Genomic DNA, 15,271 nt, shown 5'->3' on the forward strand with positions numbered 1-15,271 from the left:
AAAAGATAATTATGGCAAAATCGTTAAAAGGAACAAAAACAGAACAAAACCTGTTAAAGTCTTTTGCAGGTGAATCACAAGCAAGAAACCGTTACGAATTCTTTGCAAGCATTGCGAAAAAAGAAGGTTACCAGCAAATTGCTGCTATTTTTATGGAAACTTCGAATCAAGAAAAAGAACATGCAAAACGCTTCTTTAAATTCTTAGAAGGAGGAATGACAGAAATTACAGCTAATTACCCTGCTGGAATTATTGGAACCACCAAAGACAACTTAAAAGCTGCTGCCGAAGGTGAAAATGAGGAATGGACTGAACTGTATCCTCATTTTGCAGAAGTTGCAAAAGAAGAAGGATTCCTTGAGGTTGCAGCCGCTTTTAGGATGATTGCAAAAGTAGAAGCTGAACATGAGCGTAGATATTTAAAATTATTGCAAAACATTTCAGAAGACAAAGTATTTTTGAAGGATGGAAAAGTTTGGTGGAAATGTTTGAATTGTGGATATGTGTATGAATCAGAAAAAGCATTAGAGAATTGTCCTGCTTGTTTACATCCGAAAGCTTACATGCAAGTAAGAGAAGAAAATTATTAAAAGAACAAATTCCAAAGAAGGCTACCGCCAGATAAATGGTCTGGCGGAGCATCCTTCACCAATACCTATCTCTGTCCACAACTAGTTATTTTCATTTTTCTCTAACATTTCACTTTCGGTATTTCATCTATTATACTAATTTAATTTCCTTGGTGTCAGTTAAATCTTTAGAACGTGTTCGTCATTTCACAACAGACCAAACACTCTCCTTATATTAATATATTTACAGCCATATAACCTTCATTTATGATTTTAATATTCCTAAAAAAACTTTTACTAAATTCACCAATAAAACACGTACAATGTAACACAACCAGAATCAAAAAAGACAATAAATATTACAGTTTTCATTAGTATTGGCTTTATTCCGAACAGAAATAAAAATAGCCAATGATACAATTAAATTTCACACTACAATGAAAATGAAATATTCCGGACTTGTTTAAGTCAGTAGAAATAGATATTGCAAACTTACATAATAACTTTTTTTAACGATAAATAAGTTCAAAAAGCATATTTTAGAATTCAAAAAATATTCCACTAATGATCCTATTAATGAACAATTTATTAATGAAAATGTAAAAATGAACTAAAGATGAAAATTGGAATAATAATTTGTGATCGGTATAAGAATTGTGCTGGCGGAAAATGTTTTAGAGCGTCCCAAAACAGGGACGGTGCTTTTGATATTTACTCAAAAGATGAACCTTTAGAAATAGTAGGATATACAAGTTGTGGTGGATGTCCGGGCGGAAATATCGAATATACACCAGAAGAAATGATTAAAAACGGAGTACAAGCCATTCACTTTGCAACTGGATTTGTTGTTGGATATCCTCCTTGTCCTTATGTGTCACATTTTAAAAAATTCATAGAAAATAAATATAATATACCGGTTATAATAGGAACCCACCCAATCCCTCAAAAATATAACATTATCCATGAGAAGTTAAAAACGTGGCAGTCTGAAGAATGGCAAGAAATCATAAAGCCTACATTAGGCAATGAGGAATTAAGAAAAAAATACGATTAACTTAATAAACAAAAATGTATAAATATCTATTTGGTCCTGTACCCTCAAGACGCTTAGGAATGTCGTTAGGAGTTGATTTGGTTCCCAAAAAAATTTGTTCGTTAGATTGTGTCTATTGTGAAGTGGGGAAAACAACAAAACTCACACTCGACAGAAAGGAATACATCAAGCTTGATAAAGTGAAAGAAGAACTAACGAACTATTTTACTAATAATCCAGAGCCTGATTATATTACTTTTTCTGGCTCCGGTGAACCCACATTAAATATTCACATAGGTGAAATTCTTCAATTCATAAAACAAATCAAGCCCAATCTTCCCATTGCTGTATTGACGAATGGAACATTATTTTTCGACAAAAATGTAAGAGATGCCATAAAAAATGCAAATGTGGTTCTTCCATCTTTGGATGCTGCAAGCAAAGAAGTTTTCAACAAAATAAATCGCCCATCAAACGGATTAACCATAGACAAATATATTCAAGGATTAATTGATTTCAGAAAAGAGTTTAAGGGTGAAATTTGGCTTGAAATTTTCCTATTACCTGGTTATAATGATCATGAAAATGAATTAATCGAACTTAAAAAAGCAATACTGAGAATAAATCCGAATTCAGTTCAATTGAACACACTTGACAGACCTGGAACTTTATCAAATTTAAGAGGTGCTACAAAAAAGGAAATGCAACGAGTGGTTGATTTTTGGAACTTAGACAATCTTAAAATAATTTCGGCTGCACCTGAAAGGAAAAATATACCAGCATACAGAAAAGATACAGAAGCAGTAATCCTGGAAACTATAGTGAGAAGACCTTGCACTCTTGACGACTTAACAAAAATATTAGGCTTACATGTTAATGAAATCAATAAATATCTTGATGTTTTAGACGCAGAGAAGAAAATTGAATCGGTTGTGCAAGAAAGAGGTATATTTTACCAAACAAGAAAAAAATATGAAATTTAACTTCATATATCAAACGAAGTAGTTCCTTTGGTTTATAATTTTAGTATTACCCCTTCATCTCAAAAGAAATAATCCAAACATTTTATTTAAGCTTGCAAACTTTAAATTTAAAAAAAGTCCAACTTACAAATGAAAAATGCCCGTGACATAGGGGTATCACGGGCAACAATTCTAAAGGGTTAATTAACCTACTAACCAACCTTTCGGTTGAACCTTTAACTCATTACTACCTCTCGGTAGGAAATCGCATTAAAGATAGAATTTTTTTTGAATTTACAACAGTTTTAAATCAAAAAATCAAGCTTTTTAGAATAAATCTACAAAACACATAATCATTTAACTCTTTTTAACACATCTCAATATCATTATAAAACAATGAATTATAAAAGCACAATAGTGTACATATGAACCTAATAATGTAAACCTGCTAAGTAGCACATTTATTTCATAAACAAAAAAATTGGTCTCTACCCAAGGGTAAAGACCAATAAAAACAAAGTAAGTTGTTCTTTATAGAACAAACTAACTAAACGTACAAAAATTGAAAAACGAGCTTTTAAAATTTATATTTAAAATGTATGCTAACTCTTACGCTACCTACTTCTTCTGCATTGCTAACTTTTCCATTCACTTGTGTTGTTCCATAAGCTGCTGCGGTATATAAGGCTTGTGTTCCTATCATTAGTTTACCCGAATACACCTCTACTCTTGGGCCAAACTGGTAGGCATAATCAATATTTGAACCTCGGCTATACAGACCTACAAAACCATCTGTATTAGTAGCTAAATCGTCATCAGCACCCAAATTTTTAGTATATCCGGCAAAAAAACCATAATGTACACTTCCTGTTGTAGTACGTAAATCGGACCAGATGGAAGAGGTTTTAATATTCGTATATTCGTAATCACCATTCGCTTTCACATTTTTCACTCCATAACCACCTAGCATCACAAAATTATACATATTCTGTCCATAGATAGTCTGAAGATTCCATACCAATTTAGAAGTCTTTAAGGTCATCCATGCATTCATTTGATAGCTGCTTAATAATTCATCCGTTTTTAAACCAACAGAATTCACTACCATAGGTTTTAGGAACTTATATCCTGCAGTAGCACCCAAACTAAAGCCTTTCGCCAAGTCGTACTTAACCTGACCTGAAAACTCCGGAATACCAGCTTGCTGTACATATTTTACATTCGCACCATCGGGGCCTGTACTTTTAAAATCCATTTCAGATAAAGCAGAAATAAAAGCATAACCTTTGGTTCCCAATTTTCTGGTATATCTAAATTGTGGTGCTCTTCCCAATACATTAAATGGCAAACCGCCACCCCAATGCAAAACATCAGGATAACATGAGGTTACAAACATTGGATGCCAATATTTACCTACCAACAACTCATCTTTTTCCCAGTTTAGCTTAACAAAGGCATGACGCAAACGAAACTGACCAGCTCTCTCATTATTTGTTCCCACAAAATCGCCCTGAATTACTGCTGTTCCCTTTGCACCAAAAGCTTCAAATCCACTTAAACCAAAGCTTAAACGAGAGTGAATAGAAGTCATAAACAATTCGGATCGATCATTAAAATCAGAACCATTTGCATCATAAGTCTTTGGAGCAGGATAGAGAATTACATCTCCTTCTCTGGCATTTACGGTCTTTCGGGAATCAAAAATTGCTTCTGCAGATACAAAACCACTTAATTTTACTTTAATCTCCTCTATTTTTTGCGCCTGACTAATAAATGGAATCAAACCAAGCATTATAACAACTAATTTCTTCATTTTAATTTATTGGGGTTAGAATAAAACAGAACTTTTTTATTTCCGGCGAGAGCATAGTCTTTTTATTGATCCTCGCTAAAAAGTGAATCTGTATGCATCATTAATAAATGTATTTTTAATCTTCGCAAATCTGTTTAAATAGCAACAGTTTCACGTTTTCCTTTTTTCTTTTGAAACAACTGTTTTTCTGCTTTTGGCACAGTCACACGATCAACCAAATAAATAATTGACATATATGGAACGCCTCCATTATTACTCAAGCCTATTTCGCAAGTTCTACTGTTCGAGTAACCAGCTACCACTTTTGATTTATCTAATACAGGACGCAATTTACGTAGCGCATATTTATTCACCTCGGGATAATTAAATCCCCTGTCTCCGGCAAATCCACAACAGCCAACCTCATCCGGCAAAACCACATGTTTTGCACATGCTTCGGCAACAGCTTTTAATTTAGGAGTTAATCCCATTTTTGTTGTAGTACAAGTTGAATGAACAGCAACAACCTCATCAACCCTTCGAAATTCAAGCTTATCCATCAAAAATTCATGAATAAATTCAACTGGCTCATATAATTTAAGTGTTTCGTCCATCACACGACGCATACGATACAAACATGGAGAGGTATCACACAATACAGGATACTCTCCACCATTAGATGCTTTATAAAGAGCATCTTCCAATTCCGAGGATTTTTGATCTGCTTGCTTAATAAATCCTTTACTTTCCCATGGAGTACCACAACACAACGAATTCATTTTCTCGGGAAAAATGACCTCATAACCAGCTTTCTCCAATAACTCCTGCGTAACTTTATGCAATGGCTCCTTGTAGGGATCTCCTTTTGCAGGCCCCATAGTCTGTGCAATACACGAAGGGAAATAAACTACTTTTAATGGATTTTCCTGATTAATATGTTTGGGTTTTGGCGCACTGGCTCCATTAGGCATTGCAGGTGTCCAAAGGGGTATTTTATTACCACTTATAGTTCGAAATCCTCCGGCAACAGCACCCAACAATGTTGATCCCATTACGGTGTGAACTCCATTAACAAATTTTAATCCCCCACGAATTACAGGAGCTAGTTTATGAAAATTATCTGCAACCCATTGACTTTGTTTTTGTGGTCGAGCTTTAGCAACATTCAACGATCGCAAATATTTGATATATTTTCCAGTATCAATACCTACAGGACAAGATGTTGCACACAAACCATCGCCGGCACAAGTTTGTTCTCCCAAATACTCGAAGCCCTTCTTCAGCTCATTCAAACGTTTTGCATTTTCACCTGTATTCTCCAAACGTTTTATTTCACGTTGCACAACAGTACGCTGACGAGCAGAAAGAGAAAAACCAGCCGTTAAACAATTCACTTCACAAAATCCACATTCAATACAGGTATCCACCAAATCATGAACCGGGGCAAGTGTTTTAAAAGATTTAATGTAGCATTCCGGATCATCATTAATGATAACTCCCGGATTCAATAAATTTTTGGGATCGAACAATTGCTTTACATCCTTCATTAACTGATAAGCCTCTTCGCCCCACTCATGCTTCACAAAAGGAGCCATATTTCGTCCGGTTCCATGCTCTGCTTTTAAAGATCCATCGTACTTATCAACCACCAGAGAATCCACCTCGTGCATAAAGTTTTTATACTGCTCTATCTCTTCAGGCTCATTAAAATTCTGATTAAAAATGAAATGAAAATTACCTTCCAATGCATGACCATATATTACGCCATCCTTGTATCCATATTTAGCTATAAGCTCTTGTAAATCAGCTGTAGCTTCAGGCAAATCTTCAATATGGAAAGCCACATCCTCAATAATGCATGTAGTTCCTTTTTCCCGCAAACCTCCAACAGCAGGAAACACGCCTTTTCGAATATCCCATAATTTTGAATATTCCTCCACCTTATCGGTAAATTCAATTGGACGAACCGTTTTGTATGCCTTTAACAGAGATTTAATTTCTTTGATATTATTATCCAATCCTTTTTTACTATTGGCTAATGTCTCCACTAAAACAGCAGTAACACCATCCGAAAAATCCTTAATAAAGAAAGGAATCCCATCGGCATTTTCCACAGAACGTAATGCTACCCGATCGAGCATTTCTGCTCCATGAACCGGACCAGGCTTCATGCTCACAACCGATTTACACGCAGTAACAATATCATGAAAATAAATCATAGCACTGGCTTTAAATTTAGGATTTACCACAGTCTTCATGGTAAGCTCCGACATAAAAGCCAAAGTTCCTTCCGATCCTACCATCAAATTCACGATAATCTGAAAAGGATCTTCATAATCAATAAAAGGATTAATGCTAAGCCCGGTGGTATTCTTAATGCTATACTTATATTGAATACGGTCTGCCAATTTCTTATTAGCCCGAACCGTATCGCGTATTTCTTCAATCTTCCGGATAAAATCGCTATGTAACTTCAAAAAATCCTTTTTACTCTGCTCATCACTGGTATCTAAAATAGTACCATCAACAAAAATTAAACGAGCTGACTGAATGGTTTTATAAGAATTTTCATGAGTACCACAATTCATGCCAGAAGCATTATTCATCACAATTCCTCCGATCATAGCAGAATTAATTGATGCAGGATCCGGACCTAATTTTCTTCCGTAAGGAGCTAATATTTCATTAATACGAGCACCTACCAAACCCGATTGCATACGAATTTCTTCTCCCTTCTTTAAAACATCAAAATCTTCCCAATGTTTTCCTGCCACAATTAATATAGAATCTGTAATTGCCTGACCTGCGAGACTAGTACCAGCAGCCCGAAAAGTAACCGGTAAGTTGTACTTATTCGCTAATAATATTGCTTTTTGAACTTCTTTTTCATTCTTTGCACGAATAATAATCTGAGGAATTAAGCGATAAAAACCAGCATCGGTACCATAAGCTAAATTTCTGATTTCATCAGTATATAAACGAGAAGTTTCGATAGTAATCTTTATCTCATCGTAAAACTTCTTATAATTCTCTTTCAACATAAACATATCTTTACCTTTTAAATATCATTACAAGTTCAAATATTTCAGAAAAAACAATAACCACCCCTTAATTGGTAACTTGTATGACAAATGTACATTTTTTATAGTTTCAAGAAGACCCAAATATTCATATTAATGAAAATTCAGACTTCCTTAAATTTTTTTATAGAGGCAATGGATTAAATCCTGTGGAAATCAGCACCATTAAAATAATTACAACTAGTAAGTAATAAACAAATGCAGGTATTGAATTTCGTCTGATAATAGTACCCTCTGCACCAATACAACCAACCGTTGCGCAAACAGCAACTACATTATTCACACAAATCATATTTCCGAGAGCAGCACCGATAGTCTGTGCTGAAACAATTAACACCTGTGGTATTCCAAGAATAGTAGATGTTTCGAATTGCAGAGAAGCAAATAATAAGTTGGAAACAGTAGCCGATCCCGACATAAATGATCCCAACACACCCACAATTGGAGATATTAAGGGATAAGCATTCCCCGAAAGATCCGCAACCGATTTTGCCATGGTAGTCAACATACTATCTAATCCGGCTCCATTGGTTCCTGATTTTAACATCAACTGCACCATGGCCACACCTGCAAACAGTGCAATTGCAGCACCATCGATCTGCTTAAAAGTAGTTTTCCATGATGCTATTACCTGTTTCCCACTCATCTTATGCATTAAGTTGGTAATTAAAGCAACCAAAATAAATGGAATGGTTCCTGGTAGATAAGCCCATTTCAACACGTACGTTAATCCATCAATTCCCAAAACATCTGAAATGGTAAGTGTTTGTGCAGCCAACCATCCTTTTAATCCCAAAGAAGGAATACGAGTTACAACCAAGATAATAGCAATTAGTACATATGGCATCCAGGCTTTCACCAATCCCATTTTTGCCTCTCCGGTATCTCCACCATTGTCGTTGGATTTCCAATTGTCTGCCCATTCCGATTTTGGAGGGAAATCCCATGTTGTTTTAGGCATAAGGAAACCCTTTTTAGCAGCAAATATTACAATACCAAGACCAATAAATGCTCCTAATAAAGAAGGAAGATCTGGTCCTAAAATAGAGGCAATAAGTACGTAAGGTATAGAGAATGCCAAACCTGCAAAAATGGCGAAAGGAGCAGCTGCTAAAGCAGGTTTAAAGGATTTTTCTTTCCCAAAAAAACGAGTCATTATAATGATTCCCAATAATGGTATAAAAATTCCGATCAGAGCATTGGGAATAGCAATCCATTTGGTAAGAGCCATTTTAAAAACTTCAGGGTTTGCACCAATATGATTCAGATTTTGCTCCAGGGTAACCATTGCTCCCCCACTAATGGGAGTTCCTACAGCACCAAATGGAACCGGAACAGAGTTATAAATTAAAGCTACCATTGCCGCAGCCAAAGGAGGAAAACCCAATCCCACTAATAAGGGACCAGCCAAAGCAGCAGGAGTACCAAATCCAGCGGCACCTTCGATAAAAGCACCAAACATAAATCCAATGATAATTGCCTGAATTCGCCGATCATTGGTGATTCCATTAAATCCATTATTAATGGTTGTCATTGCTCCCGACAACTTCATAGTATTCAGAATAAGGATAGCTCCAAAAATAATAATCAATATATCCAATGCTTTCATAAATCCGAAAACTGAATATCCTAAAATATGCTGGAAGTCTATCTTCCATACCCCAGCAGCAATAACAACAGCCAATAGAAGGGACAAGGGCAAAGCCTTTTTTGCCCCCCAATTAAAGCCAACCATTAAAACAATGGTTAATAAAATAGGTGAAAAAGCTAATAATGCATTCATAAAAAAATAGTTTAGGTTTAGTTACTAAATGTGTTATTGTTTTTAGTAAATGGGTTAGATCTACTATCGTTTTTAAATTTGAATGGAGCTAACTCCTCAATATTTCCACTTGTTGCATTTGCATGCATCAATACATCCAATGCAAGCAATTTCAATCTCAGATTTTCCAGTCTTTTATTCGCATAAATATTGTGCTTGCTTTGTTGCATTACAGTGAATTTTAGTTAATCAATAACTTCCAGATAATTCTCAATAAATTCGGTAAGATGAAGCACTTTAACAGCTATGTTTTTATGCATTAATCCGCCATTAATTTGCATTACACATCCGGGACAATCGGTAACCAGAATGTTAGCATTAGTTGCTTCTATATTCTCTATTTTTTTATCCAAAATACCGTTGGAAATACTTGCAAAATCAAGCGAATAAGTACCTCCAAATCCACAACAAACATTACTATCAATAAGGGGAACAAACTGTTTACCAAGCACCGATGCAAGAAAGTTTTCGGCAGAATATGCCAGTGAGCGGGAATCATGACAAGGCGTATGGTAGGTAATCTTCTGATTGCCTTTTACCCGGAATTTTATCTTATTTTCTTCTAAAAATTTACCAAAGGCACTCACCTTAGTTCCTAGTTGAGAAGCTTTTTTATATCGGGTAGGATCCTCCTTGCTAAAATCTAAAAATTCATGTTTGATTGCACCTCCACAGGTTGGACAAAGCACCAACAACGCTTCATAATCCTCCTTATTATTAAGGCAATCAAGCGTATTAAATATCATTTTCTTTGCATTCTCCGGGTCGCCGGATGCAATAGCAGGAATACCACAACAAGTTGCCTTAGATGGAATATCAACCTGAACACCACTTTTCTGCAGAAGTTCAACCATAGCCAATCCCATTTCAGGATAGAAATATTCAACGGCACATCCGGGATAAAAGAACACCTTTCGGGATGCAAAAAACTGGTCGTATCCTTCTTTATAAAAACGTTTGGTAAAGGTTTTTGATGCCAGTGCAGGAAATTTTCTAAAATCCATTTCCTTTGGTAACATTGGAACTTTACCTATAATCTTCTCGTTGTTTAATTTATTGATTTTAGTGAGTGGGAATTGAAAGTTTGCTCCAATATGAAGCAACGATTTCATGGTATTAGGTTTTGCCACCACATTTTTAAACACTTTCTTTTTTATTGGATTGATTCCATATTTTTTTCCTACCACTAATTTCAGTTCCGAAATCAGACTCTGAAGATCAATGCCGGAAGGGCAGTTAAAAGAACAGGCACGGCAGCCAATACACATTTTCAGAATATCCTTTGCTGCCTCGTCGCCCTGGTACAAGGCTGTTAATATCAAACCTATCGAACCAATATATCTATCGCCATAAACATGTCCGCCAACCATTTCGTAAGCAGGACAAATATTTGCACAACTACCACAACGAATACATTTTAAAGCCTCCTTAAACTTAGGATGCTCCAAGAATGCCAGGCGTCCGTTATCCAAAAACACATAATGCGTTTCCTTAACACCATCTTCACTTTTAAACGATGGGTTTCTTCCTTTAATCCATGTTGTGTAGGACGTTATGATTTGTCCGGTTGCGCTCTTTGGCAGTACACGAACAATATCCAAAGCTTGTTCAAAATTGTCGCAGAGCTTTTCGTAACCAACTAAAACAATATGAACCGGAGGTACGGTAGAAGTCAATCGAGCATTCCCCTCGTTGGTTACCAAACCAATGGTTCCCGTGCTTACAACAGCCACATTTGCACCAGTCATCCCCACTCCTGCTTTAAAATATTCCTCCCGAAGAAATCTGCGTGCAATTTCGACCATAGCTTTAATATCCTCTGGATCGACATCTTCTCCTGTGTAATCAGAGAATATTTTTGCTACCTGTTGACGAGTTTTATGAATGGCAGGCATCACCATATGAGAAGGATGTTCCTTAGCAATCTGTAATATCCACTCGCCCAAATCGGTCTCGATGGGATGTAAACCTTCTTTTTCCAAATAATCGTTCAAACGAATTTCTTCCGAAGTCATGGATTTACTCTTCACCATAAACTTAGAATTGTGATTTTTCATCACATCGGCAATATACCGGCAAGCATCCTCTCCTGTTTTTGCCTGATATACCTTACAGCCATGTCTTTCCACATTTTCTCTAAACTGATTAAATTGTTGCATTACTTTATTCAGATCACGATCTTTTAAATCGTGCACTTTTGTTCTTAATGCTTCAAAATCGAGTCCCTGATAAGCATTCTGTTTAGAGACTTTGTATGCAATTGCAAAATTCCTAAGGTTTTCGTGCAATACCTTATCCTGCAATTTTTCGTTTATTTTGGTATGTATTTCCATGGTTTTCTTATAAATCGGTTAGAATATATAGTATCATCTCTTTGGGACCGTGCACTCCAACAGTAAGTACTCTTTCAATATCAGCGGTGCGGCTCGATCCGGTAATAAAAGCCACATATCCTCCCATCCCAGATGTTTTCATTTCTAAAAAGCCGGCTACATCATGTAAACTATCAACCAATTTACTGAGCGGAACAATCACATAAAGCTTTTCGGCCAAACAGGTTGCCAATCGCTTATTTTCATTACTACTATCAAGAACAACAGTTCCGGTTTCACCAATAGCAAAATCGGCCTCGACCAAAGCACTAGATATACCACCTTCTCCAACTCTTATATCTTTTATCAGTTCAAAACTGGGAGTATGGATATATTCAAAGTTTTTCTTAGCTAACTCTTGCTTAAACTCCGATGCCTTCATCAAGCGGTTCTCGTTACCTACTAAGGCCGATTTTTGTAAAAAATGATCTAGTAATATCATGGGTGGGTTATTTGAAAATTGAATATTATTTAGTTTTTCCGGAACAGCCTTAACCAATAGAAATGCCAGAAATTCAAAAGCATTATTATTTAGAATCATTCAATTTATTTATCGCTGATTAGCTTGTATTTAGACTTCGAAAAGGTTTTCGTAAAATCGAATCTATAACGTTTTCGACAGTGTTCCATTCTGAACATTATAGCCTTTAGTAGCGTTCCGTTTTGAACATTTGGCTGTTTTCGCACAGGGAAATTCAAACAAATAGTAGAAGCACAATTGGTGGGATTAGATAAAGCACCTATGCTGATAAAAACAATAAAATGATAGAAGGCAAACCTATGTAGATTGTCATTTGCCACGAAGAGATTAAAATTTCGATTCTATCCATCGGCTTATTTTCACCCACAATGAAAATTAAGAAACCTATAGAAAAGCTCTGAAACCCCCGCGCAGGCTAGGCAAAAACCCGCAGGACGGGTGAAAATGGCGCAGGAAGGGTAATTTGGCCGCAGGAAGCCATATTTAGGCGCAGGAAGCCATAAAAGTCCGCAGAATTGTGGAAAACAGCCGCAGGACTATACAAAATGGCGCAGAATTGCAAAAAACTGCCGCAGGACGGGTAATTTGGCCGCAGCACACAAAAAAAATATGCAGAACAGTATGATTATGCCGCAGCGAGGCTTGAAAAGATGCAACGCAGGGTATATTCATAGAACTGTGTCTGATCATTTTTATTAGTATTTTCTAACTCAGAGAACTTCCGCTATAAATTAAATTATTGGCATGGATTCCTACCATTTGGCTTTCCATTTTAGACTTAGCAAAAGCAGAAGATTAAATCCGTAGGATGTGACTATATTCTGATTTAAACACAAAAAACCTCCCGAAAAGGAGGTCTTAGCCTATTATCATTCTAATATCAGATCGTATTTTACAAATCTTCAATCACATAAATCATCGTTCTTAGTATTTTAGAAGAAAAGTCCATTTGCGAATTTGTTTCCCGAACATGAATACTTGCGATACCTCTGCCTAATTCCACCGCTACTTTTCCTTTTACCAATTCCAAATCTTCATTAGAAGGTAAAACTTTACTTGCAGGAACAATAATATGCAATGTTTCAGCAAGAAAAACAGATAACAAGATATCTGCATCTGAAGTATCCAAAACAACTAGTCCGGAATTTGCAATGGCATATTCTGCTTCAATTAAAGCATTTTGCGCATTGCTAATATCATGGGATTTTTTATCCAGTTCAAAGCTATTAAGTCTAATAAATTCAAACTGTACATTTTGTTTGCTTGCTGCTTCTAAAAATAAATTTAGGTCAACTTTAAGAGAATCGTTTCCTAGGCTATTTGAATTCTTTAAAAATGAATCCAAAAGGCCGCTCATTTTCCCAATGGAGAATAATTTCCTGTCTTGTGTATAAGTCTTAACTTCCATACCCTTTAGATTAAATGAATAACTTCAATCATTAAAACAAAAGGAATGCCAAAATCCCCATTTTCTAATGGCAGGCAAAATATTTTCACACATTATTAATTTTCAGGCCATTACCACAAACAGATACACCATTGAAATCCACTGAGATTTGTTCCATTTTGCACGCTATCAAAGATTTGTGTTTCCAGATTGCACAATTGTTCCAAATAGTACTAAAACAGGCAGGTTTAGGAGTGTGAAAAAATTACCCAATTGGGGAAAACTTCGACAGTTTAATAAGAGTTAAATAAGCTTTGCTGAGAGATCACAATTTCTTCATTCTACTGCGCAAAGCACTTCGGGATATACCAAGATATTCAGCAGTTCTCGATTTATTATTATCAAACTTTTTCAAGGCTTTTCTTACAATTTCCAGTTCTAACTGTTCTATATGCAAGGCTTCATCAGGCAGTATGATTCTTCCTGGTATTAATGGCTGATCACCAGTATTCTCATTTTCATCATCAGATTGTAAAAACCTTATATGCTCTGCTTTTAATTCCAGATCGTTATACAGCAAAGTAGCACGCTCAATGGTATTTTTTAGTTCCCTGATATTCCCAGGCCAAGCATAATCCTGAAGTAATAACTTCGCTTCCTTACTGATAAAACGGAATTTACGCCCTCTTTTTTTTGCATACTGATCCAAAAATATTTGAGAAAAGGAAAGTATTGCCTCTTTTCTCTCGCGTAAGGATGGAATATAAATTCTGCCGGTATTTAAGCGATAATATAAATCGCTTCGAAAGCTCTTCTCCTCCACCATCTGTTTTAAATTACGATTGGTAGCAAAGATTACACGTACATCTAGTTCAATTGGTTTATTTCCTCCTACTCGATACATCTCTTTCTGCTGTAAAACCCGCAACAATTTAGGTTGCATATCCAATGGCATTTCTCCTATTTCATCCAAGAATAGGGTTCCGCCTTGCGCTAATTCCAGCTTACCGACTTTCCCTTCCTTTCTGGCACCAGTAAATGCCCCTGACTCGTAACCAAAAAGTTCGCTTTCGAATAAGCTTGGTGAAATAGCCGAACAGTTGATAGAAATAAAGGGCTGGAGAATACTATTGTCTTTTCCGTAATGAACCAGGCGAGCCACCACTTCTTTACCTGTACCTGTTTCTCCTTCGATTAAAACCGGAACCGACCGATCGCCATGAAACTGTTCTGCCATTCGCACTACACTTCTCATAGAATCTGAAAAAACTCCAATTTTTCCAACGCTGGTAATTTCCCTGATGGTAGTTTCGTAATAATTAATTCGCTCGGCCTCCTCACTTTTCACCAAAGAAATTTCTCTGCGATAAGTCTCCTTCAAATCTCTGTTTTCCTCTTTTAAAAGAATATTTTCGGCCACTCTTTCAATTAAAATTGCCAACTCCTCTACATTAACAGGTTTCAGCAAATAATCATACGCACCGCCTCGCAAAGCTTCTATCGAAGATTCCATATCTCCAAAACCAGTCATAATTATAACTTCAATACTCTTACCCTTCGGCAAACTTTTCACTTTTTTCAACAAATCCAAACCTGATAATCCGGGCATCCGCAAATCAGAAATGATCATTTTAAAATCGTTTTGTTGAATGGCAGCAAATGCTTCTGCTCCATTATGAAATAATTCAATTCGATAACCCAATTGTTCCTCTATGAATTCGGCAACTGCCAATCCACTGGATTTATCATCATCAACTACAAGAATATTCATTT

Annotated in this window: 11 protein-coding genes; 3 read left to right on the forward strand and 8 right to left on the reverse strand. The window is 36.1% G+C overall.

The genetic code is table 11. The features are described from left to right. Positions 1–11 precede the first annotated feature (11 nt). The 3 genes from rbr to DLK05_RS02245 all read left to right on the forward strand — a co-directional run bounded on the left by rbr (position 12) and on the right by DLK05_RS02245 (position 2,585). Positions 12–590 carry a rubrerythrin gene (gene rbr, locus DLK05_RS02235; RefSeq protein ID WP_127342356.1) on the forward strand — a complete coding sequence of 193 codons (579 nt, stop codon included), beginning with the start codon at positions 12–14 and terminating at the stop codon, positions 588–590. A gap of 595 nt (positions 591–1,185) precedes the next feature. Continuing rightward, positions 1,186–1,623: a CGGC domain-containing protein gene (locus DLK05_RS02240; RefSeq protein ID WP_127342357.1), complete on the forward strand. Its 438-nt coding sequence runs from the start codon at positions 1,186–1,188 to the stop codon at positions 1,621–1,623. Positions 1,624–1,682: 59 nt separating this feature from the next. Further along, positions 1,683–2,585 (forward strand): radical SAM protein, encoded by a 903-nt coding sequence (locus DLK05_RS02245; RefSeq protein WP_235831945.1) that lies wholly within the window; start codon positions 1,683–1,685, stop codon positions 2,583–2,585. A gap of 556 nt (positions 2,586–3,141) precedes the next feature. Here the strand turns inward: DLK05_RS02245 and DLK05_RS02250 are convergent. From DLK05_RS02250 to DLK05_RS02285, 8 genes are all read right to left on the reverse strand, one after another. Next, entirely contained in the window at positions 3,142–4,377 is a 1,236-nt protein-coding gene (locus DLK05_RS02250) for a hypothetical protein (RefSeq protein ID WP_127342359.1), read from the reverse strand. Between the two features lie 134 nt (positions 4,378–4,511). After that, on the reverse strand, positions 4,512–7,403 hold the full coding sequence (locus DLK05_RS02255; RefSeq protein WP_209319670.1) for an FAD-binding and (Fe-S)-binding domain-containing protein: 2,892 nt from the start codon (positions 7,401–7,403) through the stop codon (positions 4,512–4,514). Between the two features lie 157 nt (positions 7,404–7,560). Beyond that, a complete protein-coding gene (locus DLK05_RS02260; protein ID WP_127342361.1) occupies positions 7,561–9,219 on the reverse strand; it encodes an L-lactate permease in 1,659 nt (552 codons plus the stop codon). Positions 9,220–9,236: 17 nt separating this feature from the next. Continuing rightward, positions 9,237–9,428, reverse strand: a complete 192-nt coding sequence (locus DLK05_RS02265) for a hypothetical protein (protein ID WP_127342362.1) — start codon at positions 9,426–9,428, stop codon at positions 9,237–9,239. A 15-nt stretch (positions 9,429–9,443) separates the two neighbouring features. Further along, positions 9,444–11,591, reverse strand: a complete 2,148-nt coding sequence (gene ldhH, locus DLK05_RS02270; protein WP_127342363.1) for an L-lactate dehydrogenase (quinone) large subunit LdhH — start codon at positions 11,589–11,591, stop codon at positions 9,444–9,446. Between the two features lie 7 nt (positions 11,592–11,598). Next, a complete protein-coding gene (locus DLK05_RS02275) occupies positions 11,599–12,171 on the reverse strand; it encodes a LutC/YkgG family protein (protein WP_127342364.1) in 573 nt (190 codons plus the stop codon). 832 nt (positions 12,172–13,003) lie between these two features. Beyond that, positions 13,004–13,519 (reverse strand): LUD domain-containing protein, encoded by a 516-nt coding sequence (locus tag DLK05_RS02280; protein ID WP_127342365.1) that lies wholly within the window; start codon positions 13,517–13,519, stop codon positions 13,004–13,006. A 304-nt stretch (positions 13,520–13,823) separates the two neighbouring features. Beyond that, entirely contained in the window at positions 13,824–15,269 is a 1,446-nt protein-coding gene (locus DLK05_RS02285) for a sigma-54-dependent transcriptional regulator (RefSeq protein WP_127342366.1), read from the reverse strand. Between the last annotated feature and the right edge of the window lie 2 nt (positions 15,270–15,271).

Source organism: Ancylomarina longa, assembly GCF_003996985.1.
GTDB classification, from domain to species: domain Bacteria; phylum Bacteroidota; class Bacteroidia; order Bacteroidales; family Marinifilaceae; genus Ancylomarina_A; species Ancylomarina_A longa.

Coding starts and splice junctions, on each gene's coding strand:
- DLK05_RS02245 (WP_235831945.1), top strand. CDS start 1,683: ATGTCGTTAGGAGTTGATTTGGTTCCCAAAAAAATTTGTTCGTTAGAT.
- DLK05_RS02265 (WP_127342362.1), bottom strand. CDS start 9,428: ATGCAACAAAGCAAGCACAATATTTATGCGAATAAAAGACTGGAAAAT.
- DLK05_RS02260 (WP_127342361.1), bottom strand. CDS start 9,219: ATGAATGCATTATTAGCTTTTTCACCTATTTTATTAACCATTGTTTTA.
- rbr (WP_127342356.1), top strand. CDS start 12: ATGGCAAAATCGTTAAAAGGAACAAAAACAGAACAAAACCTGTTAAAG.
- ldhH (WP_127342363.1), bottom strand. CDS start 11,591: ATGGAAATACATACCAAAATAAACGAAAAATTGCAGGATAAGGTATTG.
- DLK05_RS02275 (WP_127342364.1), bottom strand. CDS start 12,171: ATGATTCTAAATAATAATGCTTTTGAATTTCTGGCATTTCTATTGGTT.
- DLK05_RS02280 (WP_127342365.1), bottom strand. CDS start 13,519: ATGGAAGTTAAGACTTATACACAAGACAGGAAATTATTCTCCATTGGG.
- DLK05_RS02250 (WP_127342359.1), bottom strand. CDS start 4,377: ATGAAGAAATTAGTTGTTATAATGCTTGGTTTGATTCCATTTATTAGT.
- DLK05_RS02285 (WP_127342366.1), bottom strand. CDS start 15,269: ATGAATATTCTTGTAGTTGATGATGATAAATCCAGTGGATTGGCAGTT.
- DLK05_RS02240 (WP_127342357.1), top strand. CDS start 1,186: ATGAAAATTGGAATAATAATTTGTGATCGGTATAAGAATTGTGCTGGC.
- DLK05_RS02255 (WP_209319670.1), bottom strand. CDS start 7,403: ATGTTTATGTTGAAAGAGAATTATAAGAAGTTTTACGATGAGATAAAG.